This window comes from Pseudomonas sp. SWRI111, assembly GCF_014268555.1.
Lineage (GTDB): Bacteria > Pseudomonadota > Gammaproteobacteria > Pseudomonadales > Pseudomonadaceae > Aquipseudomonas > Aquipseudomonas hamedanensis.
Genome location: NZ_JABWQQ010000001.1, coordinates 93173 through 116787 on the forward strand (window position 1 = coordinate 93173; position 23615 = coordinate 116787).

18 protein-coding genes are annotated in these 23615 nt (G+C 58.8%); 9 read left to right on the forward strand and 9 right to left on the reverse strand.

Features of this window, described 5'->3' with window-relative positions; translation table 11 throughout:
- Window positions 1–82: 82 nt before the first annotated feature.
- Window positions 83–1645, forward strand: a complete 1563-nt coding sequence (gene ahpF, locus HU755_RS00395; protein WP_186546355.1) for an alkyl hydroperoxide reductase subunit F — start codon at window positions 83–85, stop codon at window positions 1643–1645.
- Window positions 1646–1822: 177 nt separating this feature from the next.
- On the opposite strand, the gene gloA is transcribed toward ahpF, so the two are convergent.
- A complete protein-coding gene (gene gloA / locus HU755_RS00400; protein WP_186630182.1) occupies window positions 1823–2344 on the reverse strand; it encodes a lactoylglutathione lyase in 522 nt (173 codons plus the stop codon).
- A 140-nt stretch (window positions 2345–2484) separates the two neighbouring features.
- On the opposite strand from gloA, the gene HU755_RS00405 reads away from it, so the two are divergent.
- Window positions 2485–3003 (forward strand): DUF4946 domain-containing protein, encoded by a 519-nt coding sequence (locus tag HU755_RS00405; RefSeq protein WP_186630183.1) that lies wholly within the window; start codon window positions 2485–2487, stop codon window positions 3001–3003.
- A 217-nt stretch (window positions 3004–3220) separates the two neighbouring features.
- On the opposite strand, the gene HU755_RS00410 is transcribed toward HU755_RS00405, so the two are convergent.
- The 3 genes from HU755_RS00410 to HU755_RS00420 form a co-directional block, all read right to left on the reverse strand.
- On the reverse strand, window positions 3221–3586 hold the full coding sequence (locus HU755_RS00410) for a histone-like nucleoid-structuring protein, MvaT/MvaU family (RefSeq protein WP_123468398.1): 366 nt from the start codon (window positions 3584–3586) through the stop codon (window positions 3221–3223).
- A gap of 226 nt (window positions 3587–3812) precedes the next feature.
- Window positions 3813–5348: an EAL domain-containing protein gene (locus HU755_RS00415; protein ID WP_186630184.1), complete on the reverse strand. Its 1536-nt coding sequence runs from the start codon at window positions 5346–5348 to the stop codon at window positions 3813–3815.
- Between the two features lie 115 nt (window positions 5349–5463).
- Window positions 5464–6336, reverse strand: a complete 873-nt coding sequence (locus HU755_RS00420; protein WP_186630185.1) for a LysR family transcriptional regulator — start codon at window positions 6334–6336, stop codon at window positions 5464–5466.
- 78 nt (window positions 6337–6414) lie between these two features.
- Between HU755_RS00420 and HU755_RS00425 the strand changes: the two genes are divergently transcribed.
- Both HU755_RS00425 and hppD read left to right on the forward strand, forming a co-directional pair.
- The gene (locus tag HU755_RS00425; protein WP_186630186.1) at window positions 6415–7362 is read left to right on the forward strand and encodes a DMT family transporter; all 948 of its coding nucleotides are present in this window, start codon (window positions 6415–6417) and stop codon (window positions 7360–7362) included.
- Window positions 7363–7606: 244 nt separating this feature from the next.
- Window positions 7607–8683, forward strand: coding sequence for a 4-hydroxyphenylpyruvate dioxygenase (gene hppD / locus HU755_RS00430; RefSeq protein WP_186630187.1), 1077 nt, complete (start codon window positions 7607–7609; stop codon window positions 8681–8683).
- 188 nt (window positions 8684–8871) lie between these two features.
- On the opposite strand, the gene rarD is transcribed toward hppD, so the two are convergent.
- The 3 genes from rarD to HU755_RS00445 all read right to left on the reverse strand — a co-directional run bounded on the left by rarD (window position 8872) and on the right by HU755_RS00445 (window position 13093).
- Entirely contained in the window at window positions 8872–9753 is an 882-nt protein-coding gene (gene rarD, locus HU755_RS00435; protein ID WP_186630188.1) for an EamA family transporter RarD, read from the reverse strand.
- Between the two features lie 96 nt (window positions 9754–9849).
- Entirely contained in the window at window positions 9850–11970 is a 2121-nt protein-coding gene (locus tag HU755_RS00440) for an acyltransferase family protein (protein WP_186630189.1), read from the reverse strand.
- Window positions 11971–12079: 109 nt separating this feature from the next.
- Window positions 12080–13093, reverse strand: coding sequence for an aldo/keto reductase (locus tag HU755_RS00445; RefSeq protein WP_186630190.1), 1014 nt, complete (start codon window positions 13091–13093; stop codon window positions 12080–12082).
- A 212-nt stretch (window positions 13094–13305) separates the two neighbouring features.
- Here HU755_RS00445 and HU755_RS00450 point away from each other — a divergent pair, with 212 nt between their 5' ends.
- Window positions 13306–15243, forward strand: coding sequence for a hypothetical protein (locus HU755_RS00450; protein ID WP_238349920.1), 1938 nt, complete (start codon window positions 13306–13308; stop codon window positions 15241–15243).
- A 167-nt stretch (window positions 15244–15410) separates the two neighbouring features.
- Here HU755_RS00450 and HU755_RS00455 read toward each other — a convergent pair whose 3' ends face one another.
- Window positions 15411–16721: an MFS transporter gene (locus HU755_RS00455; RefSeq protein WP_186546344.1), complete on the reverse strand. Its 1311-nt coding sequence runs from the start codon at window positions 16719–16721 to the stop codon at window positions 15411–15413.
- 170 nt (window positions 16722–16891) lie between these two features.
- Here HU755_RS00455 and HU755_RS00460 point away from each other — a divergent pair, with 170 nt between their 5' ends.
- The 4 genes from HU755_RS00460 (at window position 16892) to HU755_RS00475 (ending at window position 22397) form a co-directional block, all read left to right on the forward strand.
- Entirely contained in the window at window positions 16892–18010 is a 1119-nt protein-coding gene (locus HU755_RS00460) for a sugar diacid recognition domain-containing protein (protein ID WP_186630191.1), read from the forward strand.
- A 215-nt stretch (window positions 18011–18225) separates the two neighbouring features.
- Window positions 18226–19365, forward strand: a complete 1140-nt coding sequence (locus HU755_RS00465; protein WP_186630192.1) for a glycerate kinase — start codon at window positions 18226–18228, stop codon at window positions 19363–19365.
- Between the two features lie 177 nt (window positions 19366–19542).
- Window positions 19543–21168, forward strand: a complete 1626-nt coding sequence (locus tag HU755_RS00470) for a methyl-accepting chemotaxis protein (RefSeq protein ID WP_186630193.1) — start codon at window positions 19543–19545, stop codon at window positions 21166–21168.
- Window positions 21169–21209: 41 nt separating this feature from the next.
- Entirely contained in the window at window positions 21210–22397 is a 1188-nt protein-coding gene (locus HU755_RS00475) for a pyridoxal phosphate-dependent aminotransferase (protein WP_186630194.1), read from the forward strand.
- A 235-nt stretch (window positions 22398–22632) separates the two neighbouring features.
- On the opposite strand, the gene HU755_RS00480 is transcribed toward HU755_RS00475, so the two are convergent.
- Window positions 22633–23610, reverse strand: coding sequence for a D-glycerate dehydrogenase (locus HU755_RS00480; protein WP_186630195.1), 978 nt, complete (start codon window positions 23608–23610; stop codon window positions 22633–22635).
- Between the last annotated feature and the right edge of the window lie 5 nt (window positions 23611–23615).

Below are 23615 nucleotides of genomic sequence, written 5' to 3' on the forward strand. Positions count from 1 at the left end.
AGTTAGCTGCACCGCCCAATAAAAATGCCCGGGCGAGATTCGCTCGGGCTTTTTTTTGCCTCAAATATAGGAAATCGCCCGTATGTTGGACGCCAATCTTAAAGCCCAGTTGAAATCGTACCTGGAACGGGTCACCCAACCGATCGAGATCGTTGCATCCCTCGACGACGGTGCGAAATCCCGTGAAATGCTCGACCTGCTCAAAGACGTTGCCAGTCTTTCGAGCCAGATTACTTTGATCGACAGCGGTGACGATGCACGCAAGCCATCGTTCTCGATCAACCGCCCGGGCGCTGACATCAGTCTGCGTTTCGCCGGTATTCCGATGGGCCATGAATTCACTTCGCTGGTACTGGCGCTGCTGCAAGTCGGCGGCCACCCATCCAAAGCCAGCGCTGAAGTCATCGAGCAGATTCGCTCGCTCAAAGGCGAGTTCAGCTTCGAGACCTACTTCTCGCTGTCTTGCCAGAACTGCCCGGACGTCGTTCAGGCGCTGAACCTGATGGCTGTGCTCAACCCGAACATTCGCCACGTCGCCATCGACGGCGCGCTGTTCCAGGATGAAGTCAATGATCGCAAGATCATGGCGGTGCCGAGCATTTACCTGAACGGCGAAAACTTCGGCCAGGGCCGCATGGGCCTGGAAGAAATCCTCGCCAAGCTCGACACCGGCGCCATCGAGCGTCAGGCCGAGAAGATCAGCGCCAAGGAAGCCTTTGACGTGCTGGTCGTCGGCGGTGGCCCAGCCGGCGCTTCGGCCGCCATTTATGCAGCGCGTAAAGGTATTCGCACCGGCGTTGCCGCTGAGCGCTTCGGCGGTCAGGTGCTGGACACCATGGCCATCGAAAACTTCATTTCCGTGCAGGAAACCGAAGGCCCGAAACTGGCCACGGCGCTGGAAGAACACGTCAAGCAGTACGACGTCGACATCATGAACCTGCAACGCGCCGACAAGCTGATCCCTGGCAAGAACGGCGAACTGCACGAAGTCCGCTTCGCCAGTGGCGCGTCCCTTAAAGCCAAAAGCGTGATTCTCGCGACCGGCGCACGCTGGCGTGAAATGAACGTGCCGGGCGAGCAGGAATACCGCAATAAAGGCGTAGCGTACTGCCCGCACTGCGACGGTCCGTTGTTCAAGGGCAAGCGCGTGGCAGTGATCGGTGGCGGCAACTCCGGCGTTGAAGCGGCCATTGATTTGGCCGGTATCGTGTCGCACGTAACGCTGCTGGAGTTCGACGTGCAACTGCGTGCCGACGCCGTGCTGCAACGCAAGCTGCACAGCCTGCCGAACGTGACAGTCATCACCAGTGCGCAAACCACTGAAGTGACCGGCAATGGTGAGAAGGTCAACGGCCTGCGTTACAAGGATCGCAACACCGATGAATTGCGTACGGTCGAGCTGGAAGGGATCTTTGTGCAGATCGGTCTGCTGCCTAACACCGATTGGCTCAAAGGCACCATCGAATTGTCGCCGCGCGGGGAAATCATCGTCGATAACCGTGGCGAGACCTCGATCCCGGGCATCTTCGCCGCCGGTGACGTCACGACTGTGCCGTACAAGCAGATCGTTATTGCCGTGGGCGAGGGCGCCAAGGCTTCGTTGAGTGCTTTCGATCACTTGATCCGGACTTCGGCACCGGCGTAATTGCCAAGTCGGAAACGAAAAAAAACCCATGAGCGATCATGGGTTTTTTTACGCCTGACTCAAATCCAATTGTAGGCCTTCGCCTGCTTGCGATGACGATAGCGGATTCAATACTTCATTGACTGACAGACCGCTTTCGCGAGCAGGCTCGTTCCTACAGGGGATTTGCGCTGCCCCTTACAGCGGCGCAGGCTGGATGATCTCGACCCAGTAACCGTCCGGATCCTTGATAAACGCCAGGCTTTTCATGCGGCCATCGCTCAGGCGCTTCTGGAAATCACAGCCCAGTTCTTCAAAGCGTGCGCATGCGGCAACAATATCCGGCACCGAAATGCAGATGTGGCCGAAACCACGCGGATCAGTGTTGCCGTTATGGTAGGCGAAGTCGGAATCGTTTTCGGTGCCGTGGTTATGGGTCAATTCGAGAATCCCGGGGATCGATTTCATCCATTGCGTGCGGGCAGCGGCATCGGCGGGGATCTGCGCTTTATCCACCAGGGCGAGGAAGTACAGGCTGAACTCGGCTTCCGGAAAATCGCGCTTCTCGACCAGCGAAAACCCCAGCACGCGGGTATAGAAATCCAGCGACCGGGTGATGTCCTTCACACGCAGCATGGTGTGGTTGAACACGAAGTTACGGGTTGCGCTGTCTGGCGTGGCGGTAACGCCGGGGAAAGTGTTCAGTTCGTTGAGGCTCATGGGCCCTCCAATAACTATGGGCGAGTGGATAGACGCAATGATACGCAAGCCTGCCAGCATCACCAAATGAAAGGGCAAGCTTGCTCTGCGCACGGGCGAGGCTCAGACTTTGCAGCTCATCTCTGCGAGTGCGTGCGCTAATGATCCGAGTGTTCAAGTCTGGGTTGGTTCTATTGGCCGTGGTTGCGGTCGGCACTTCGGTGTTCGCCGCCGAACCGCAAATTACCTGGCCAGCGGGCTGGGTAGTCGCGAAGCTTGCCGACGCGACGCCGTCGGTTTCCCGTCAGCGAGCCGTGAAAAATGATGCCGATGGCAATCAGGTAATGGTCATGGAGTTGACCATGACGCCGGTTGAAAGCGGGCATCAAGTCAACTTGCAGGGCGTGTTGATGGAAATGCGCAAATCCATCCAGAAGGATTTTTTCCAGAGCGGTTACCAAAGTGTGTGCAACAAAGTGCATGCGTCAACGCTGGGGTCTTTGCCAGCGCTGGAGACGACCTGCACCATCACTGAGAACGGTCGCCATGTGCTGTCGCAAACACTGGTCTCCGCAGTCGAGGCGGGCCGGGCTTATGTTCTTTCCTATGCAGGGCAGGCAGAGGTTTATAAGGCGAGCACCGAGGAAATAGTCGCGGCAAGAAACAGCCTGAAACTTTAGCAGAGTGTTATTTTGTGACAGGGTTAAATAGCCGAAGGGATTAAGCACAAAGTTGGACGTTGCACCGCAATCGCAACATTACGCAGCAAAATGTTTAGCGGTTCACCGCCCTTACGCTAGCAAATGCTGGCAACTTGCAGGATGAAAATCATTTCATTTGTTAAATATTGTCAATAAAAAAGCCCTGCTTCTGGCAGGGCTTTTTGTTGGCGGAAGATTAACCGCGCAACCAGGAATCAACGGTAGCTGCACCGTATTGTTCCTTCCAGGCCTTCAGGCCGCGGTGGTTGCCGCCCTTGGTTTCGATCAACTCGCCGGTGTGCGGGTTCTGATAAACCTTGACCACGCGGGCGCGACGGGTTTTAGGCGCTGCGGACACTTGCAGGCCCGATTTTGCCGGGTTCGGATCGAGAATGGCGATGATGTCTTTCAGGCCTTTGCCGTAGGTTTTCATCAGCCCCTGGAGCTTTTCTTCGAATTCGATTTCTTTCTTGAGCCCGGCATCGTTCTTCAGCGATTCCAGCTGCTTGAGCTGTTCCTGAAGGGCCTTTTCAGCTGCACGAAATTCAGCGAGTCTGGACAATATCTTTACTCCAATAGTGTGTTTAGCTGATACCAACCGCAAACAAAGCTATAAGCCGGGAGCCTTGAAGCGACTCGGTGATAAATGGCTTACCCGCCAGTTTTGCTCAGGTTGAAAAAATTGTAGTAGTTAATCGCCCCAGAGTAAATCCTGATCTTGTCTTCATGTAACAACAGCGCTTTTTTGTATCAATTTGGTGCGCCGGTCCGGTCGTTGTGTCATGTAGTTAATGGTGACTTAATGCGCTGATGAAATCCGCGGCCGGCATTGGTTTGCCGAACAAATAGCCTTGCAGGAAGTTGACGTGGTGCGCGGTCAGATAATCAGCCTGGGCCTGAGTTTCGACACCTTCGGCAACAATACCCAGGTCGAGCTTGGCCGAGAGTTCGATAATCGTGTCCAGAATATGCCGCGACAACGCGTCGATGCCGATCATCGCGACAAAACTTTGATCGATCTTGAGGAAGTCCACATTGAATTTGCGCAAGTAGCCGAGGCTGGAGTGGCCGGTGCCGAAGTCGTCGATCGCGATCTTCACGCCCAGCAAGTGCAGTTGCTCAAACAATTGACGGGTAATGTCGGTGGGTTCAATCAGCTCTCGTTCCGTCAACTCCAGCACCAGGCTTACGCTGCCAGCGACAAAGGCGTCGAGGAATTCGCGGCAGTCCTCGACCAGATCCAGATCACGGCAATGGCTGGCAGTAATGTTGATACCGATGTGAAAAGGTGTGGCGAACGTTGCCGAGTGCGGTCCCAGCAGGGCCGCGGTCTGCTGCATCAGTGAACGCGTCATGGGCACGATCAGCCCCGAATGCTCGGCGAAGGGAATAAACAGGTCCGGGCGCACCAGGCCCTCCTTGGGATGACTCCAGCGCATCAGGACTTCGGCGCCTGACCATGCCTTGCTGTCACCATGAACCACGGGCTGGAAGTACGGGATGAACTCGCCGGCCTCCAGCGCACGGAGCATTTCGTGGCTCGGCGAGGTCGAGCGCTTCTGCACGATATGGCCAATGGCACCCGAGACCACACCGAAAAAAATCAGCAGACTGAACAAGGGCGGGTATTCGTCCGCCATGTAGCGCCAGACTTGTCCCTGCGGGAAACCCGCTGCGACGCTGAACGCGTAACGCGCGGAGTTCAGCGTGCTTTGCGCCACGGGCAGAGCGGGAAGCTCGCCCTGGTGCACGCTGCCGTCGGCGGACAGCCAATTCTCACCGACTTGCAGCATGAGCAAGGTCTGCCGGCCGATCAGGCGCAGGATGTTGCTCAGGTGATAGCCATCGAGCGTGGTCAGCGCGCCGCCGCGACCGTCGCTGAGGCGGTACACCAGCAGCGCGGTGTTTGGCGTTACCGGGTTACCGTTCATGAGCCACAGTTTGCCGGCGTGATAATCGCCCGCGTTGACCGCTTCCTTGAAGTCGCCGAACAGCGAGCTGCAATACAAGTCGTTGTCCCACACCAGATTGGTCGAGCGCACGAAGGGGCGGCGGGTGACCTGTTCGCGCAAGGCCAGCTTCACCTCTTCACAGGGTTTTCCGGCCAGTGGCAGCAGATCCCGGGCGGCCTGCGCGGTGTTGTCGAGCATCAACTCGAACTGGCGCAGCGCTTCCTCGGCGGTGTGCTGCGAACTTTGCTGCAACGTCCGCTCAGCCTGCATATACAGAATCACGCTACCGAGCACGATGGGCAGCAGGCCACTGAGCAGTGTCACGATGATGCGCGTGCTGCGCTTGCGGCGGGGTCTCACGGTGAGCGGCATGGACGCATCCTGTTGCGTTGAAGTGGGGCGCTTGAGTTCAGGCCTGCCGATGGCGCGGCGCCGGACAAACGTTGAAGCAAAAGGGAGGATAGATGGCAGATGACGCTTGTGCTGCTCATTGTTGGGAGACGGTTGTCGCCAGTTTGATAAAGGCCAGCGCTGCCGGTGAGGCCTGGCGCTGATCAAGCACGGCCAGACCGACCTGACGCTTGACGGCCGGCAGCAAGGGCCGTTTCTCGTAACCCGCGCTGGCGTCGTCCGGTAATGAGCTCGCAGCGACAATTGTGATCGCGTCGCCACGGATGACCGTGTCGAGGGTGCTGAGCAGTTGCGAGCAACGATAACGGATGTTCGGTTGCAACCGCGCCGCCATGAACAGTCGCGACACCAGTTCTGCGGAACCTGCCTCGGTGAGCACAAACGGGTCGTCGCACAGGTCCTTGAGTCTCAACGCTGACTGCGCCGCCAGTCGATGTCCGCGTGGGAGCAGCGCGACCATTTGATCTTCGAGCAAGGCGAAGGTGTCGAAACGCTCTTCGGGCAGCACCACGAAACCAACGTCGATGCGCCGCTCCTCCAGCCATTGAATAACTTGCCGATCCGGCCCTTCATCGATGTGCACTTCGATGCCCGGATGCGCCTGGCGAAAGCGCTGCAGAATCTTCGGTAGCAGCCTGATTGACGAGGTCGGGCCGAACGAGCCGATGCGCAGGGTACCGGTTTTCATGCCGCGCGCATCCGCCGCTTCCTGGCGCAAGGTGTTGGCGAGGCCGAGCATCGCCCTGGCGCGCAGCAGCAGTTGTTCGCCGATATCGCTGAGTTCGACGTGGGATTGATGGCGCCGCAGCAGCTCGACACCCAGTTCCTGCTCAAGGGATTTCATCGCGTGGGACACCGCAGACTGCGAGATACCCAGGCGCTGGGCGGCGAGGGTAAAGCCACGCAGCTCAGCCACGCGCGAAAAAATTTCCAGCTGCGTGAGGGTCATGAGTATTTGCTCATTTTACGATGACGGATAATGAGCGGGATGATACGCCATCCCTTAACGGTCTGGGTCTGGAGTGTCATGCGTAACCTTGAGCAAGCCCATCGGGGCGAATCCGCTATGCCGGTGTACGTGACGCTGGCGGCCGTCACCATGATCTGGGGCGGGACCTTTGTCGCCGGGCGTTTTCTGGCGGGCAGTCTCAGTCCGATGTTCGCCGCCAGTCTGCGCTTTTTGCTGGCCAGTGCCGCGTTGCTCGGCTTCCTGTGGCTGGCGCGCATTCCACTGGCGCGGCCGACGGCACGGCAGTGGTCGCAGCTGAGTCTTTTGGGCTTGTTCGGGATTTTCTTCTACAACCTGTGCTTCTTTTATGGTCTGCAGTACATCAACGCCTCACGCGCCTCGTTGATCGTCGCGTTGAACCCGGCGGTGATCGGGTTGGCTTCCTGGCTATTGTTCAAGGAGCGTCTCGGGCGAGTGAAAGTCACCGGCATCGTCCTCTGCATCGCCGGTGCCAGTCTGGTCATCGTCAGTCGCAACCCGCAGTTGCTGGCGGCAACCACGGATGCGTGGGTCGGCGACCTGTTGATATTGGGTTGCGTGGTGGGTTGGGGCGTTTATTCGCTGTGTTCCCGCAGCCTCAATCAGAGCCTGGGGCCGCTGCAGACGGTCACTTACTCAATCCTTATTGGCACTGCCATGTTGTGGATTCTGGCGGTCGTTCGTGGCGAACTGAGCTGGACTGCACTGATTAAGCTTGGCACTGCGCAATGGTTAAGCCTGATCTATCTCGGCGTCTTCGGCTCGGCGCTGGCTTACATCGGTTATTACGATGGCATCCGTAAAATCGGCGCGACGCGCAGCGGCGTCTTCATCGCCCTGAACCCGCTGACGGCGGTAATGCTGGGTGCGTTACTGCTCGGCGAGCAACTGACCCCTGCCATGTATCTGGGTGCAACATTGATTCTGCTGGGCATTTATCTGTGTAACAAAACCCTTGCACCGATGGCAAAAAAGCGGATTTTATAGAGGCAGCAGACAAGCCAGGTTACGCTGTGTAGAATCGGTTTACGCATACAATAATAATCGTCTTCTGGCAGCAGAAGCCTCGCCCGCAAGAGCCTTGGGTCGACAATGAAGATATTCGGGTTTCAACTGATCTACGGTGACTTCCTCGCCCGCAGTGTGCGCGGCATCTCCTGCGCGCCACCCCAGACCTCACATGACTGACAAATAACCCTGGTTAATTGATAAGAAATGATGAGGCGCCACCATGGCAGATTTATACGAAAACCCAATGGGCCTGATGGGCTTTGAGTTCATCGAGTTCGCATCGCCGACGCCCGGCACGCTGGAGCCGATCTTCGAGATCATGGGCTTCACCAAAGTCGCGACCCACCGTTCCAAGAACGTGCACCTGTACCGCCAGGGCGCGATCAACCTGATCCTCAACAACGAACCCAACAGCGTCGCCTCGTACTTTGCCGCCGAACACGGCCCGTCGGTGTGCGGCATGGCGTTCCGTGTCAAGGATTCGCAAAAGGCCTACAGCCGCGCACTGGAACTCGGCGCCCAGCCGATTCACATCGAAACCGGTCCGATGGAACTGAACCTGCCGGCGATCAAAGGCATTGGCGGCGCGCCGTTGTACCTGATCGACCGTTTTGGCGAAGGCAGTTCGATCTATGACATCGACTTCGTGTTCATCGAAGGCGTTGACCGCAATCCGGTCGGTGCCGGCCTGAAGATCATCGATCACCTGACCCACAACGTGTATCGCGGCCGCATGGCCTATTGGGCGAACTTCTACGAGAAGCTGTTCAACTTCCGCGAGATCCGCTACTTCGACATCAAAGGCGAATACACCGGCCTGACCTCCAAGGCGATGACCGCCCCGGACGGCATGATCCGCATCCCGTTGAACGAAGAATCGTCCAAGGGCGCCGGCCAGATCGAAGAGTTCCTGATGCAGTTCAACGGCGAGGGCATCCAGCACGTTGCGTTCCTCACCGACGACCTGATCAAGACCTGGGATCAACTGAAGAAAATCGGCATGCGCTTCATGACCGCGCCGCCAGACACCTACTACGAAATGCTCGAAGGGCGTCTGCCGAACCACGGCGAGCCGGTCGATCAACTGCAATCGCGCGGTATCCTGCTGGATGGCGCGTCGGAGCAGGGCGACAAGCGCCTGCTGCTGCAGATCTTCTCGGAGACCCTGATGGGGCCGGTGTTCTTCGAGTTCATCCAGCGCAAGGGCGATGACGGTTTCGGCGAGGGCAACTTCAAGGCCCTGTTCGAATCCATCGAGCGCGATCAGGTGCGTCGTGGTGTGCTTGCCACCGATTAATCGGCAGCTGAAATAAAAAATCCCGGCCTGCAGCGATGCAGAGCCGGGATTTTTTATGCCTCACACAGATAACAAAAAATGTGGGAGCGGGCTTGCTCGCGAATTCGGTCTCCCATTCAACAATGAGGCTGACTGAACGGACGCCTTCGCGAGCAAGCCCGCTCCCACATTTTGAACTGCGCAGGACTTTAAGGGCGGCGCTGGCGCATCAGGTGTTTAAAACCCTCGAAAACCAGCACCACCACCGCCAGCCAGATCGGTATGTACGTCAGCCATTCGCCCGGCTTGATGCTCTCGCCCAACAGCAGCGCTACCGCCAGCAACAGCACCGGCTCGACGTAACTCAACAGGCCAAACAGACTGAACGGCAGCAACCGGCTGGCAATGATGTACACCACCAGCGCCGACGCGCTGATCAGGCCGAGCAGCGGAATCAGCCACATCAGTCCCGGGTACTCAGCAAACACCGCCAGGCCTTGCTCGCCACCCTGCACAAACCACCAGGCGACCGGCAGCATCAACGTCATGTCCACCCACAAGCCGCCCAGGTTGTCGGTGTTCAGGTGTTTACGCAGTACGAAATACAGGGGATAGCCGACCACGACCAGCAGCGTCGCCCAAGAGAAACCGCCGACCTGATACAACTCGTTCAACACGCCAAGGCAAGCAAGAAACACCGCGACTTTTTGCAGATACGACAAGCTTTCGCCGTAGGCGATTCGCCCGGTCAGCACCATCGCCAGTGGCAGCAGGAAATAGCCGAGCGACACGTCGAGGCTGTAGTCATTGAGTGGCGCCCACATGAACAGCCACAACTGCACGCCCAGCAGCGCAGACGACATGATCAGGCCCGCGAGCCGCTTTGGTTTCGCCACCATCAGCCGGACCAGTTCCAGCACCCGCCGCCATTCGCCGGAGACCAGCATGAACACGGTCATGCAGGGCACGGTCAACAGCATCCGCCAGCCAAAGATTTCCACGCCGCTCAACGGGGTGAGCAGCGAAGTGTAGTAATACATGACGGCGAACAGCACCGAGGCTGAAACCGATAGAGCGATACCTTTAGACAAGCTGTCCTCGCGGGTAGGAGATCAAACGGGGCGCGCAGGATACGTGGTTTCTGTGCTGAATATTGGCCGGATGCTCATTATTTTCAACATGGCGCGCTAGGGCTTGGCTTTCAGCGGATTGCCAAAACGCTCGAGATACAACTCGCCAAATTTGTACGACGCGTAATCGGAAACATGGCCGATGTCACGATAGACCGGCACGCCATCTATGGTGGTCCTGCACGTGCCGTCCTGGCACTGCACATCTTTCGGGTCGATAACGACAAGGCTCGGATACTCGGCCTGCAGGTCACTGAACAGCGTCGCCATAAAGGGATCCTCAAGACCTGACCATCGCACCGAAGCACAAGAACGGCTGTGCTCGGCGCTGCCCATCAGTCCGCGCAGTTTCACCTGTTTGAGCAGGCATTCATTAATTCCCGTCGGCATCGGGAAGGTGTTCATCAACAGGATTGGCGTGGCGCCGCTCTTGACGATGATAGCCAATGCTTCGCGAATCGCTGTGCCGAGGCGTTGCTGCGACAGTTCGAGGCTGCGCGGGTCATCCAGTCTGGTGACGATGGAGTCGGTGAGGTACGCCTCCCAGAACTGGCCAATGATCACGTATTGAAATTGGCCGTTCGCGATAAGCTCGTAATAGCGCTGCGCGGCGGCGTGGCATTTTTCATAGAGGGCGTTCCTGGCCTTGTACCAGTTGTAGAGATAAATCCCGGGCAGCGCCAGACAGGCCGGATGACCCTGCGCCAGTACCGAAAGGCCGGCATCCCTGGCCAGTGTTTCGACAAATCCCCAATAGTGATTTGAATAGGAATCACCCATCAGCAATACCTGCGGTTTTGCCTGCGCTGCGCCCATGATGCAGCCGGGATTGCTACCGTCGCTGGCACCCAGACAGTCTTCACGATTAGCCGGTACAAACGCTTTCAAGGTACTGAACATAGCGACGGAGTCTTCACCAAAACGGTTCGGCCATCCTTCGTGGTTCCTGCCAGCCGAGTGCAGCAGCGACAGACCGATCGCGGGCACAATCATCAGCAACATCAAGGTCTTGCCGAAACCGGCCCGCGCCTTGCGATAACGGTTTTCGATGAGCACAAAAGACAGATAGCCCATCACGAACGTCAACACGAAGTAGATGACTGTCACTGCCGGCGTCAGAGCGATACCCAGATAAGCCATCACCGCGAGGATCGGCCAGTGCCACAGATACAGCGAGTAGGAGAGGGTGCCGATAAAGACCAGCGGCTTGAACGCCAGGATTCGCGACGTGAGGCTGGCATCGCCAATGCCTTGAAACAACAACACAGCCGTCGCGACGCAGACCGCGATAGCGTGGTAGCTGGGGAATCCGGCAAGAATGTCGTCTTGGACGGCACAGTAGCCAATCACCGCGAGCGCCAGTGCGCAAATCAGCGATGCGCTCAAACGGTTCAATCTGAATCGGTCTGAACTCAAAATGACCGCGCAGGAGCCGATCATCAATTCGAAGATGCGTGCCGTGAAGTAATAGTAGTTAAGGTCGGGATACGCCCGAGACAGGTACAGCGCCAGTGCCACGGCCGTCAGGGTCAGGCCGAGAACCACAGCCTTGAACGCATGTTTGGCCACATAGCGATCAAGCAGCCAGATACCCAGCGGCAGCACCAGATACCACTGCCATTCGATGGCCAGCGACCAGGTGTGCAATAACGGCAGACTGGCGGCATCGGCGGTCGCGTAGCCCGTTGTCACCTTGGAAAAGTACTGGTTGGAAATGAGTAGCGAGGTGTACTTCTCGCTTTTCAGAAAATCAATGAAGTCATCGGGCAAGTACAACAGCGTGGTGACCAGCAGGGTCACCAGCAACAACGCAATGACCGCCGGCTGCAAGCGCCAAATGCGGCGGGTGTAGAACCCGGTGAAGCTGAACGTGCCGTTCTCCAGCGACTTCATGATGATCGACGTGGTCAGGTAGCCCGAAATCACGAAGAAAATGTCGACGCCGATAAATCCGGACGGAAAAACGGCAAGTCCGCCGTGAAAGATCAGTACGAGCAGAACGGCAATCGCGCGCAATCCGTCGATATCCGCACGGTACTCAATAGAGGATTTGCGATGGCCGACAGCGGCGCTCGCCACGGCTGCCGCGGGCGGATGCGGGTCCGTTTCGTCACCAGGATTTTTCAACAGCAGCCCGCGCGAAACCTTTGCGGATACGTCAGCGGGGCGATTGAACATTTTTTTATCCCTGGCCGGTGTCGAGCGATCAATCCATTCATTCCCTGATCGCGCTCGATTCAATGAAAAACAGCCGATTGTATCGGCTGTTAAACACTTAGGGAAAATCTTAAACCTGAAGCGCTCTACGTCCCGAGACAAAGTGGCTCACATCGTTGAACCCCGGCGTCGAGGCATGTCCCGGCGTCACCAGCGAATCGATAAACGCTTCATCCTGCGCGGTGATTTTGACTGCCTGCGCCAGGGTGTATTGCTCCCACTGCGCTTCGGTCCGTGGCCCGACAATCGCCGATGTCACTGCCGCGTTGTTCAGCACCCAGGCAATGGCAAACTCGACCATGCCGACACCCCGTTGCTCGGTGTACTGCTGGATCTGTTGGGCGATGCGCAACGACTCGACCCGCCATTCGGTTTCCAGAATGCGTTTATCCTGGCGTCCGGCCCGGCTGTTGATGTCTGGCGTCACATCCGGTGCGTACTTGCCGCTGAGCACACCACGGGCCAGCGGGCTGTAAGGCACCACTCCGAGCCCAAAACTGTGGGCCGCGGTGATCTGCTCGGCCTCTGCTTGACGGTTGACGATGTTGTACAACGGCTGGCTGATCACCGGGCGATCAACGCCCAGTTTGTCGGCGATGCGAATCACCTCGGCAATCCGCCAGCCGCGATAGTTCGACAGGCCCCAGTAGCGGATCTTGCCTTGACGAATCAGGTCGCCAATTGCCGAAACGCTCACCTCAAGGGGCGTATTGTGGTCTTCGCGGTGCAGGTAATAGATGTCGACATAGTCAGTGCCGAGCCGGTTCAGGCTAGCCTCCAGACCGTTGAAGATGTGTTTGCGGCTCAGACCGCTGCGGTTCGGCACGCCGTCCACCGGACCAAAACCAACCTTGGTTGCCAGCACCCATTCGTGCCGATTGCGGGCAATCGCTTCACCAACGATCTCTTCGGAGCGGCCATTGGTGTAAACGTCGGCGGTGTCGATGAAATTGATGCCCTGATCCCAGGCTTTGTCGATGATGCGCAACGATTCCTCGGTGCTGGTCTGCTCGCCAAACATCATCGTGCCGAGGGTCAGGGTGGACACCTGCAAGCCTGAGTGACCCAGTGTGCGATAGCTCATGCCGAATCCTTTTGTCGGTGGGAAGGGGTAACCAAATACCAGAAGCGCTGAAACCGGCCAACCGTTTTGTCGAGAAGCGCATTCAGCACCCGTTGTCCGTTCGTCGGGACTGTCAGATCTGACAGTAGGCGGGTCGACGGTTGTTCTGGCCTGATCCTAGGAGATGGCCTTGTAGAAAAGGCCTGCCCTTTCTTGAAATCAGGAGCGCTGTCATGAGCATGCGAACTTTCGATGAGGTGTTGCCAGACGACGCGGAAATCAACCTTTACGCGCCGCAACTCCCAGACAGCAACACATCAGTAGCCGGTGCCGATTGCGGTATCGCCAAGGCCTTTTACGATCTGCGGCCCGATGGCGCGACAGTCATTATCCATCCGGTTCTGGCGCAGCAGCCGCTGGATACATTTTCAATCCATGTGAACGGGCAGATGCGGGTCGACAGCCAGCAGGCCCAATCCACGAACGACACTGTGACCCTGCATATCCCGAAAAACCTGCTCAGATCCGAGCCGGGTTTCGTCAATGAACTCACTTACACAGTGAAACGCACCACCGGCGCCGAAGAAAACTACGAGCTGCCCTTGACGATTCTGTACAACGCCATTCGCCCCGGAATGGAGGACCAGAACGGCGATGAAGGGCATTCCGAACTGGAGTTGGTTTTGCCTGGCGATGTGCTTCAGGACGGTATCGATGCCGACCGCGCAGCACTGGGTGTGCAGGTGTATTTTTCCTATCCCTACTGCCGGGCCTACGACCGGATCCAGCTCAGTTGTAACGGCCACGACGTATATCGCGAGGTTCATCCCGATGAGGCACCCGCTGCACCGACCAGCGTGCCGACCCGGATCGGCTTGCTGTTGCAAAAAACCGACCTGGAGGCGGCGGGCGATCATCTGCAGTTTTCTTTCTCCTATACGGTGAATGACCAGATCGGCAACGGCGCGGATTTGAATTCGCCTTGGTCAGCGCCGGTTCGGGTAGTTGTCGATCTGAAGGGCGCACGGATGGCGGCGCCGGATATCGCTGAAGATCCGGATGACCCTTATGACGCTCCGGACACCATTGATTTGAACAAACTGGGCAGCAATGACTTGACCGTTCAGGTGCATGTACTGGATTCGCTGTGGGCAATTAACGATACCGTACGGGTGACATATCGCGCGACGCCTGGGACCGGAGCCGTGGTGGAGCATGTTGTCGAAGAGCTTGTCGGCAGACTTCCGTTCGTGCACAAGTTGTTGATTCCCAATGCCAAGGTGATTGCTGACAGCGCTGTTGCAGTGACGTGCCAGCAAGTGCGTGGGGGTGGTGTTATCGCAACGTCGAAAATTGCGCGGGCACGGGTCGTCGTGAAGCCTGTAATTACTTCATTGAAGAACTCGTTTGGGGTTGAACTTGAGGACGGCGGTACGGTTTCTGATAACAAAGTTATGTTGTCGGGTTCGGCGTTGGCGGGGGTTGTACTGCAAATTTTCGAGGGAACTGATTTTATAGGGGAAGTTACAACGGGTGCAGACTATAAATGGCAGAGTGCGTGGATACCGATCAGCGTGGGGCAACGGCGTTTTACGGTGAAGGAAAAAAGCGGAAGCCAGCTTGAGTCCGAGCCTTGGTTGATTGAACGGCTGGCGCTTGGCATCGACAAGCAGCCCATGATTCTGAATGGATTATCTGTGAAGGTTTCAGGTTGGCAAAAAACGGGGGAGGATTCGCTTGGCAACACGGCCTTGCGAACGGCCACCGGAGGAGTCCCACCGTACACCTATTTGTCGTCTGAGCCGCTGACCGCATCAGTGACGGAGAAAGGTGGAAAGGTAACGGGGCTTAGACATGGGGCGCCGACAATCTATGTCATAGATCAGGAAGGCAACGAGGTGAATTATCGGGTGTCGGTATCGAATGTCTATCAATTGCAGATCAATGATCAGCTTGTGAACTCGCCTGAGGCGGTAAGCTGGATGGAGTCAATGCAAGGAGTCCCCGTTTGGTATGCCAGCTATAGAGACATGTACAGAGTGTACGTACCCCCTCCCCGGACAACAGCAATCTGGACATGCTACCCTTCGGTGGTAGTAGTTCCTAATGGAGGATTCTGGTGGTTTGGTGAAACTTTGAGATATAACGCATGGTGCATAACACCTATTTGAAATAGCTATTTAAAATAAAACAAGAGGAGATGCAGGAATGCCTTTGTCTTCTTTTTGTTTAAGAGGGGAGTAATGGTCGGGGAGAAACCCCAAGTACGACCAGAATGCCAAACCGGACGCAATGAAAACGGCCCAATCAAGGGCCGTTTTCAGAAAGCATCTAAAACTTAAGCCCGCAACGTCCGCGTCATCCGCAACGCCAGCAAACTCCCGCCGACAATCACCGCCGCCAGCAGATACAACGCCGCATCCGTCGACCCTGTACTGTCCTTGACCCAACCCACCAGGTACGGGCTGAGGAAACCGGCCATCTGCCCCATCGAGTTGATCAGCGCCAGGCCACCGGCCGCAGCCCCAGCGCTCAACATGGCGGTCGGCACCGGCCAGAACATCGGCAGACCCGTCAGCGCGCCCATGGTCGCAATGGTCAAACCGAGAATCGCAATCGCCGGGTTAGCGGCGAAATTCACCGCGATGACCAAACCGATCGCGCCCATCAACATTGGCACCACCAAATGCCAGCGGCGCTCTTTGCGCAAGTCTGCCGAACGCCCGACCACCAGCATGAACACCGCCGCCAGCAGATACGGAATCGCACTCAACCAGCCGATCACCAGGTTATCGCTGAAACCCAGGTTCTTGATGATCGACGGCAGCCAGAAGTTGATCGCGTACACGCCGCTTTGAATGCAGAAGTAGATCAGGCCAAACGCCCAGATCGCCGGGTTCTTGAATACGGCGAGCAGCGAGTCGGTCGCGGTTTTCGGTTTGTTGGCCAAGTCTTCGGCATGGTCGGCTTCCAGCACCGAGCGTTCGTGCGCGGTCAGCCATTTGGCATTGGCGAAGCTGTCGCTGAGCAGGAAATAGGCGAGGGCGCCGAGGATTACCGTCGGAATGCCTTGCAGGAGAAACATCCACTGCCAGCCGGCCAGGCCGCCCTGGCCTGCGGCGAAGTGATTGAGGATCCAGCCGGAGAACGGGCTGCCGAGCAAACCCGAGACCGGGATCGCCGACATGAACAGCGCCATGATCCGCCCACGGCGGAAGGTCGGAAACCACTGCGACAGGTACAGCACGACACCGGGGAAGAACCCGGCTTCGGCCGCACCGGTAAACAGGCGCAGGGTGTAGAACCCGGTGGGCGTGGTGACGAACAACAGGCAGGTCGACAGCGTGCCCCAGGTGATCATCATCAGCGCAATCCAGCGCCGTGGACCAAACTTCGTCAGGGCCAGGTTACTCGGTACGCCGCACAGCACGTAGCCAATGAAGAAAATACCAGCCCCGAGGCCGTACACGGTTTCGCTGAATTTCAGGGCGTCGAGCATCTGCAGTTTGGCAAATCCGACGTTGACCCGGTCGAGGTAGTTGAACAGGTAGCAGATGAAGATGAAGGGGATCAAACGCAGGGTGATGCGTTTGTAGACGGCGTTTTTACCGTCGTCGATGGTCTGGGTAGCAGCGGCGCTCTGCGACATGGCGGCTCTCTCTTTATTATGATTTTTTGCGATGCAAAGGGTAACGTTGATCGCCCTGAGAGTCTCGGCCACCTCCGGCCGGATTGTCTTTGTGCCAGCGCACAGCGATTGCCGCCAAGCCCTGTGCCGGTGAACAACCGCGTGCCGTATTTTTCAAGGATCTGCCCATCATGTTCGAACTCGATCACGACCTCGCTCAGGACATCGTCGACCGGGCGATGGCCATTTTGCCGTACAACGTCAACGTCATGGACAGCCAGGGCTTGATCCTCGGCAGCGGCGAACCGGAGCGCATCAACACCCGCCACGAAGGCGCGCAGCTGGTGCTGGCGAACGGGCGGGTGGTGGAGATCGATGCGCAGACGGCGGTGCACCTCAAAGGTGTGCAGCCGGGCATCAACCTGCCGTTGCTGCTCGACCAGCGCTTGATCGGGGTGCTTGGCATCACCGGCGAACCGGAGCAATTGCGCACGTATGCCGAACTCGTACGCATGACCGCCGAAATGCTCGTTGGCCAGCGCAATCAGCAAGCCGAGCAGCAATGGCGACGCCAGCGTTGCGATGATCTTTTGGCGTTGTTGTTGAGTGAGGCGGGGGATTCGCCGCGTCTGGTCGATGAGGCGCAACAGCTCGGGCTCAAGCCGCAATTGACGCGGGTGCCGTATCTGTTTGAGCTGGGCCTGGAGCATGGCCCGGGGCAAACCGTCGAGGCGCTGAGTGCCTGGCTGATGTCGCGTTACCCGGACAGCTGGTGCGTGAGTTCGGCCAAGTCATCGCTGCTGTGGTGCCGGCCGGCAAGTCAGCACGTTGAGCATGACCGTCTGCTGGAAAAACTCGACGGCCTCGGCTGGAAGATCCTGCGCATTGCCGTGGGCGGGCAGGCCGATGGCCTGGCCGGGTTGCGCCGCTGTTATCGACGGGTCGGCGACTTGCTCGCTTATGGTCGTGACGTGCTGCCGCACTCGCGTTTGTTGACGCTGAACCGTTATCGGTTGCCGGTCATGTTGTGGCGCCATCGCAACGATGATGCACTGGACGAATTGCTCAAACCACTGCGCAAGGTAATCGCCAAGGACAGCAACGGGCAACTGCTGGCGACCTTGCGTAGCTGGTGCGAGCACGACGGGCAGAGTCAGGCCTGTGCCGAGGCGCTGGGCATCCATCGCAACAGCCTGCGCTATCGCATGGAACGGATTGCTGAGCTGAGTGGTGTCGATCCTTTGAAACTGGACGGGATGTTGGCGCTGTACCTGGGGGTGCAGTTGTTGCCGCAGACAGATCCGCAATGATCGGGCGCCGCGCAAATCGCCTTCGCGAGCAGGCTCGCTCCCACATTGGAATGCATTTCAAATGTGGGAGCGAGCCTGCTCGCGAAGAGGCCGGCACATCCAACACAAGACTTTGTGAAAATGAACAACAATCCTCCCTAACCCTTGTGCACTCGACAGGCGTCAACGCCCATGCCGACTGGCAGCATGAAGGCCAATGCAACCGGAGAATTCGCATGAAGATCGTCATCGCCCCCGATTCGTTCAAGGACAGCCTGAGTGCCCAAGGCGTTGCCGAGGCCATTGCCCTGGGTTTGGCGCAGGTCTGGCCGCACGCGACGCTGGTCAAATGCCCGATGGCCGACGGCGGGGAAGGCACGGTCGAGTCGATTCTCGCCGCGTGCGAAGGCCAATTGCGCCGCACCCGCGTGCGTGGGCCGTTGGGGGCACCGGTCGACGCGGCCTGGGGCTGGTTGCCGGACAATCACACCGCGATCATTGAAATGGCCGAAGCCAGCGGCTTGCAGTTGGTGCCGCCGGGCCAGCGTGATGCGTGTATCAGCAGTACATTTGGCACCGGTGAGTTGATTCGCGCGGCGCTGGACGCTGGCGCGCAGCGGGTGATCCTTGCCATTGGCGGCAGCGCCACCAATGATGGTGGTGCCGGGGCGATGCAAGCGTTGGGCGCGAAGCTGCTGGATGCGCAGAATCAGCCGTTGGTGCCCGGTGGCCTGGCCCTGGCGCAACTGGCGCGGCTGGACTTGAGTGAGCTTGACCCGCGCTTGTCCAGCGTGCGCTTCGACATCGCCGCTGACGTGAATAATCCGCTGTGCGGCCCACACGGCGCCTCGGCGATTTTCGGTCCGCAGAAAGGCGCTTCGCCCGCGCAGGTTCAGCAACTCGATCAGGCACTGGGACATTTTGCCGAACTGTGCGCTCAGGCGTTGGGCAGGGATGTGCGCGATGAGCCGGGCAGCGGCGCGGCGGGGGGGCTGGGGTTTGCCGCCAAGGCGTTTCTCGGCGCGCAGTTTCAGGCCGGTGTCGAGGTGGTGGCGGAACTGGTTGGACTCGCTGAGGCGGTCAAAGGCGCGGATCTGGTGATTACCGGCGAAGGCCGCTTCGATGCGCAGACCTTGCGCGGCAAGACGCCGTTCGGTGTCGCGCGTGTCGCCAAACAATACGCCGTGCCGGTGATTGTCATCGCCGGCACCTTGGGTGAGGGCTATCAGGAGCTCTACCAACACGGCATCGACGCGGCGTTTGCCGTGACCAGCGGGCCGATGACGCTGGAGCAAGCCTGCGCCGAAGCCCCGCGTCTGCTACGTGAACGCGCCACCGACATCGCCCGGGTCTGGCAACTAGCCGCCAAGCGCTGATCCGCGAGCCTTCTACGAAAATATTTGCGACGAACCCGAAACCTTCCTCAAGCCTGGCCGATACAACGATCAGGCGCACACAAAATTCGCATAACAGTGACGCCGGACTGCCGCCCGCCCAGGGGCCAGTGATCACGGCATGGACGCTCGTAGTTTCTTTCTTTCGAGAGTCCGACCATGTCCCTGCGTAATCTGAATATCGCGCCCCGTGCGTTCCTCGGTTTTGCCTTTATCGCCTTGCTGGTGATTGTTCTTGGCGTGTTCGCCGTCAGTCGCATGACGGTCATTCGTCAGGCGTCGATCGACATGGACACCAACCAGTTGCCAAGCGTGACGCACCTCAGCGTGGTCACGGAAAACGTCCTGCGCATGCGCATTCTCTCGTTCCGTGTGCTGGTCAATCGCGAACCGGCCAGCCTGCAAGAGGCGCAGACCCGCATCGCTGTGCTGGTCGACAAGGTGCGCAAAGCGCAAGCCAGCTACGCTGCGTTGCCGGCAGGTCCTGAAGAGCGCGCGGTCTTCCAGACATTTTCGACCACGCTCGACAACTACCTGCAAGCGCAGAACCAGATGCTTGAGCTGTCGCGCCAAGGCGATCTCGAAGCGCTGCGTGCTTTGATCAACACGCGAATAAAGGAAGGCACCGATCAGATGGGCGAGCAGCTCAACAAGCTGATCGGCATGAACACGGCCGGGGCCAGAGCGGCGGCCACTCAAGCCGGTGAAAACTATGACAGCGCCATCACCGGGATCATTATCGTTGCCGTGATAGCGGCGCTGGCCACGGTGTTGCTCGCCTGGTTACTGACCCGCAGCATCGTCACACCGCTTAACCGCGCCGTGCAGGCCGCGCAAACCATTGCCGGTGGCGACCTGAGCAAAGCCATCGAGATCGACGGCAAGGACGAACCGGCGCGTCTGCTGGAAGCCTTGGGCGCGATGCAAACCAATTTGCGTAAAACCATCGAACAGATTGCCGGTTCCGCTACACAACTGGGCGCCGCCGCCGAAGAACTCAGCGCCGTCACCGAGGAAGCCTCCCGTGGCTTGCAGCAACAGAACAATGAAATCGAACAAGCCGCCACCGCCGTCAACGAAATGACCGCGGCCGTCGAGGAAGTCGCACGCAACGCCGTGTCTACTTCCGAAGCGTCGAACCAGTCGACTCAAGCCGCCCGCGAAGGCCGCGACCAAGTGGTGAAAACCGTCGACGCGATCCAGACCATGACTCACGACGTGCAAAACACCGCGCAAATGATCGAAGGCCTCGCGGCGCAAGGTCGTGACATCGGCAAGGTGCTGGACGTGATTCGCGCCATCGCCGAACAGACCAACCTGCTGGCGCTCAACGCCGCCATCGAAGCTGCCCGCGCGGGTGAGGCCGGGCGCGGTTTCGCCGTGGTCGCCGACGAAGTGCGCGCCCTGGCCCATCGCACTGCGCAATCGACCCAGGAAATCGAGAAAATGGTTGCGGGCATTCAGAACGGCACCGGCGAAGCGGTCTCGTCGATGCAGCAAAGCAACCAGCGCACTCAGTCAACGCTGGAAATGGCCCGCGCTGCCGGTGTGGCGCTGGAGCAGATCACCCAATCGATTCACTTGATCAACGAGCGCAATCTGGTCATCGCCAGTGCTTCGGAAGAACAGGCGCAGGTGTCCCGTGAGGTCGATCGCAACCTGGTCAACATCCGCGACCTCGCCACGCAATCCGCCGCCGGCGCCAACCAGACCAGCGCCGCGACCCACGAACTGTCGCGACTGGCGGTGGATTTGAACGCCATGGTGGCGCGTTTCGTGATTTGAGATACGGTGAAGGCTGGAAACCGCGCAATCAGGAGACGTACATGCGCTATTCAGCCTTGACCCAACGAATCGCCGGGGAGGGTGCCGCGGCCTGGCAGATTCACGACCGAGCGCTGGAACTGCGCGCCGAAGGTGTCGACGTTTTGTTGCTCAGCGTGGGCGATCCGGATTTCGACACGCCGTTGCCGATTGTGCATGGCGCCATCGACAGCCTGTTGGCCGGCGATACGCATTATGCCGACATTCGTGGCCGGCTTGAGCTGCGCAGGCTGATTGCCGAGCGCCATTGCCAGCGCAGCGGTCAGCGCGTTGATCCTGACCAGGTGATTGTCCTGCCCGGCGCGCAATGCGCGGTGTATTCGGTGGCGCAGTGTCTGCTCGATCCGGGCGATGAAGTGATCGTCGCTGAACCGATGTATGTCACTTACGAGGGCGTGTTCGGCGCTTGCGGCGCCACGGTGATAGCAGTGCCGGTGCGGCCGGAAAACGCTTTTCGCGTCGACCCTGTAGATGTTGCCGCGCGCATCACGTCGAAGACCCGCGCCATATTGCTCAACAGTCCGAACAACCCCAGTGGCGCGAGTCTGTCACTGCCGATCTGGCAGGCACTGGCGGCACTGTGCATTCGTCACGATTTATGGCTGATCAGCGACGAGGTCTACAGCGAGCTTTTATATGAAGGCCAACACATCAGCCCGGCGAGCCTGCCGGGCATGGCCGAACGCACGGCGACGATCAACAGCCTGTCGAAATCCCATGCGATGACCGGTTGGCGCATCGGCTGGATGATCGGGCCGAAACCGTTGGCTGAGCATTTGGTGAACCTGTCGCTGAGCATGCTGTTCGGTCTGCCCGACTTTGTACAAAAGGCTGCGCAGGTCGCCTTGGAGAGTGACTTGCCCGAGGTGGCGCGGATGCGTGAGGAGTACCGCTTGCGCCGGGATCTGGTGTGTGAGCGTTTGCGCGATTGCCCGGGGCTGCGGCCGATTCGTCCGGATGGCGGCATGTTCGTCATGGTCGATGTCCGCCAGACCGGCCTCGGCGCGCAGGCGTTTGCCGAGCAGTTGCTGGAGGGCTATGGCGTGTCGGTGCTCGCCGGCGAAGCGTTCGGGCCGAGCGCGGCGGGGCACATTCGGATCGGGCTGGTGGTGGATCGGGTCAAACTGGCGGATGCCTGCGCGAGGATTGCGTTGTGTGCGGTGCAGCTGTTGCAAGCGCGTAGTGCCTGATGGTTTTGTGTTGCCTGCATTGGCCTCTTCGCGAGCAGGCTCGCTCCCACAGGTGACCGCATTCCAATGTGGGAGCAGGCTTGTTCCCACAGGTGACCGCATTCCAAGGTGGGAGCGGGCTTGTTTCCACAGGTGACCGCATTCCAAGGTGGTGGGGCTTGCTCCCACAGTTGAAATGCATTCCCCTGTGGGAGCGAGCCTGCTCGCGAAGGCGGTTTAGCAGACGCCGAAAGTCTCAGCCCTGCCAAGCGGTGGGATTCACCAGATTCGCCGGCCTTCCCCCACCCAACGCCGCCAACATATTCTCCACCGCACACCGCGCCATCGCCTCACGCGTCTCATGCGTTGCCGAGCCCATATGCGGCGTCGCCACCACATTACTCAACTGCAACAACGGCGAGTCATGGTTCAGCGGCTCGCGCTCAAACACATCCAGCCCCGCCGCGCGGATGCGCTTATTGCGCAACGCCTCGATCATCGCCGTCTCATCGACTACCTTGCCCCGGGAGATGTTGATAAAAATGCTCTCCGGCCGCATCAGTGCAAACTGCTCGGCGCCGATCAGTCGTTCAGTCTGCGCCGTCAATGGCAAGGTCAGACAAATGAAATCAGCCTGTGTGAGCAAATCTTCAAGGCTGCGATATTGCGCGTCGAAACGCTCCTCGACCGCCGGTTTGCGCGACTGGCTGTGGTAGATCACTGGCATGCCGAAACCGAAATGCCCACGCTGAGCCAAGGCCTCGCCGATACGGCCCATGCCGATGATGCCCAACGTCTTGCCGTGCACGTCGGTGCCAAAGTGCGCCGGGCCGATGTTGCGACTCCATTGCCCGCCACGCACCATGTTGGCCAGTTCGACCACACGCCGGGCAGCGGCGAGGATCAGCGCGAAACCGGTGTCGGCGGTGGTTTCGGTGAGCACATCAGGAGTATTGGTGAGCAGGACGTTGCGTCGGCTCAGGTAATCGATGTCGTAGTTGTCGACACCTACCGAGACGCTGGCAATCGCCTCCAGTTGCGGCGCGAGATCCAGCAGCGCCGCATCGAGTTTCAGGCTGGCGCCGAGCAAACCGTGGGCGCGGGGCAGGGCATCGCGCAGTTGCATGAGGCCGTCGGCGTCGAGGCTTTCGATCAGCGTCACGTCAAACTGCTCTTGCAGCCGCACCATCAGCGCTGGCGAGAGTTTCTTGTACAGCACGATGTGTTTTTTCATGGCAA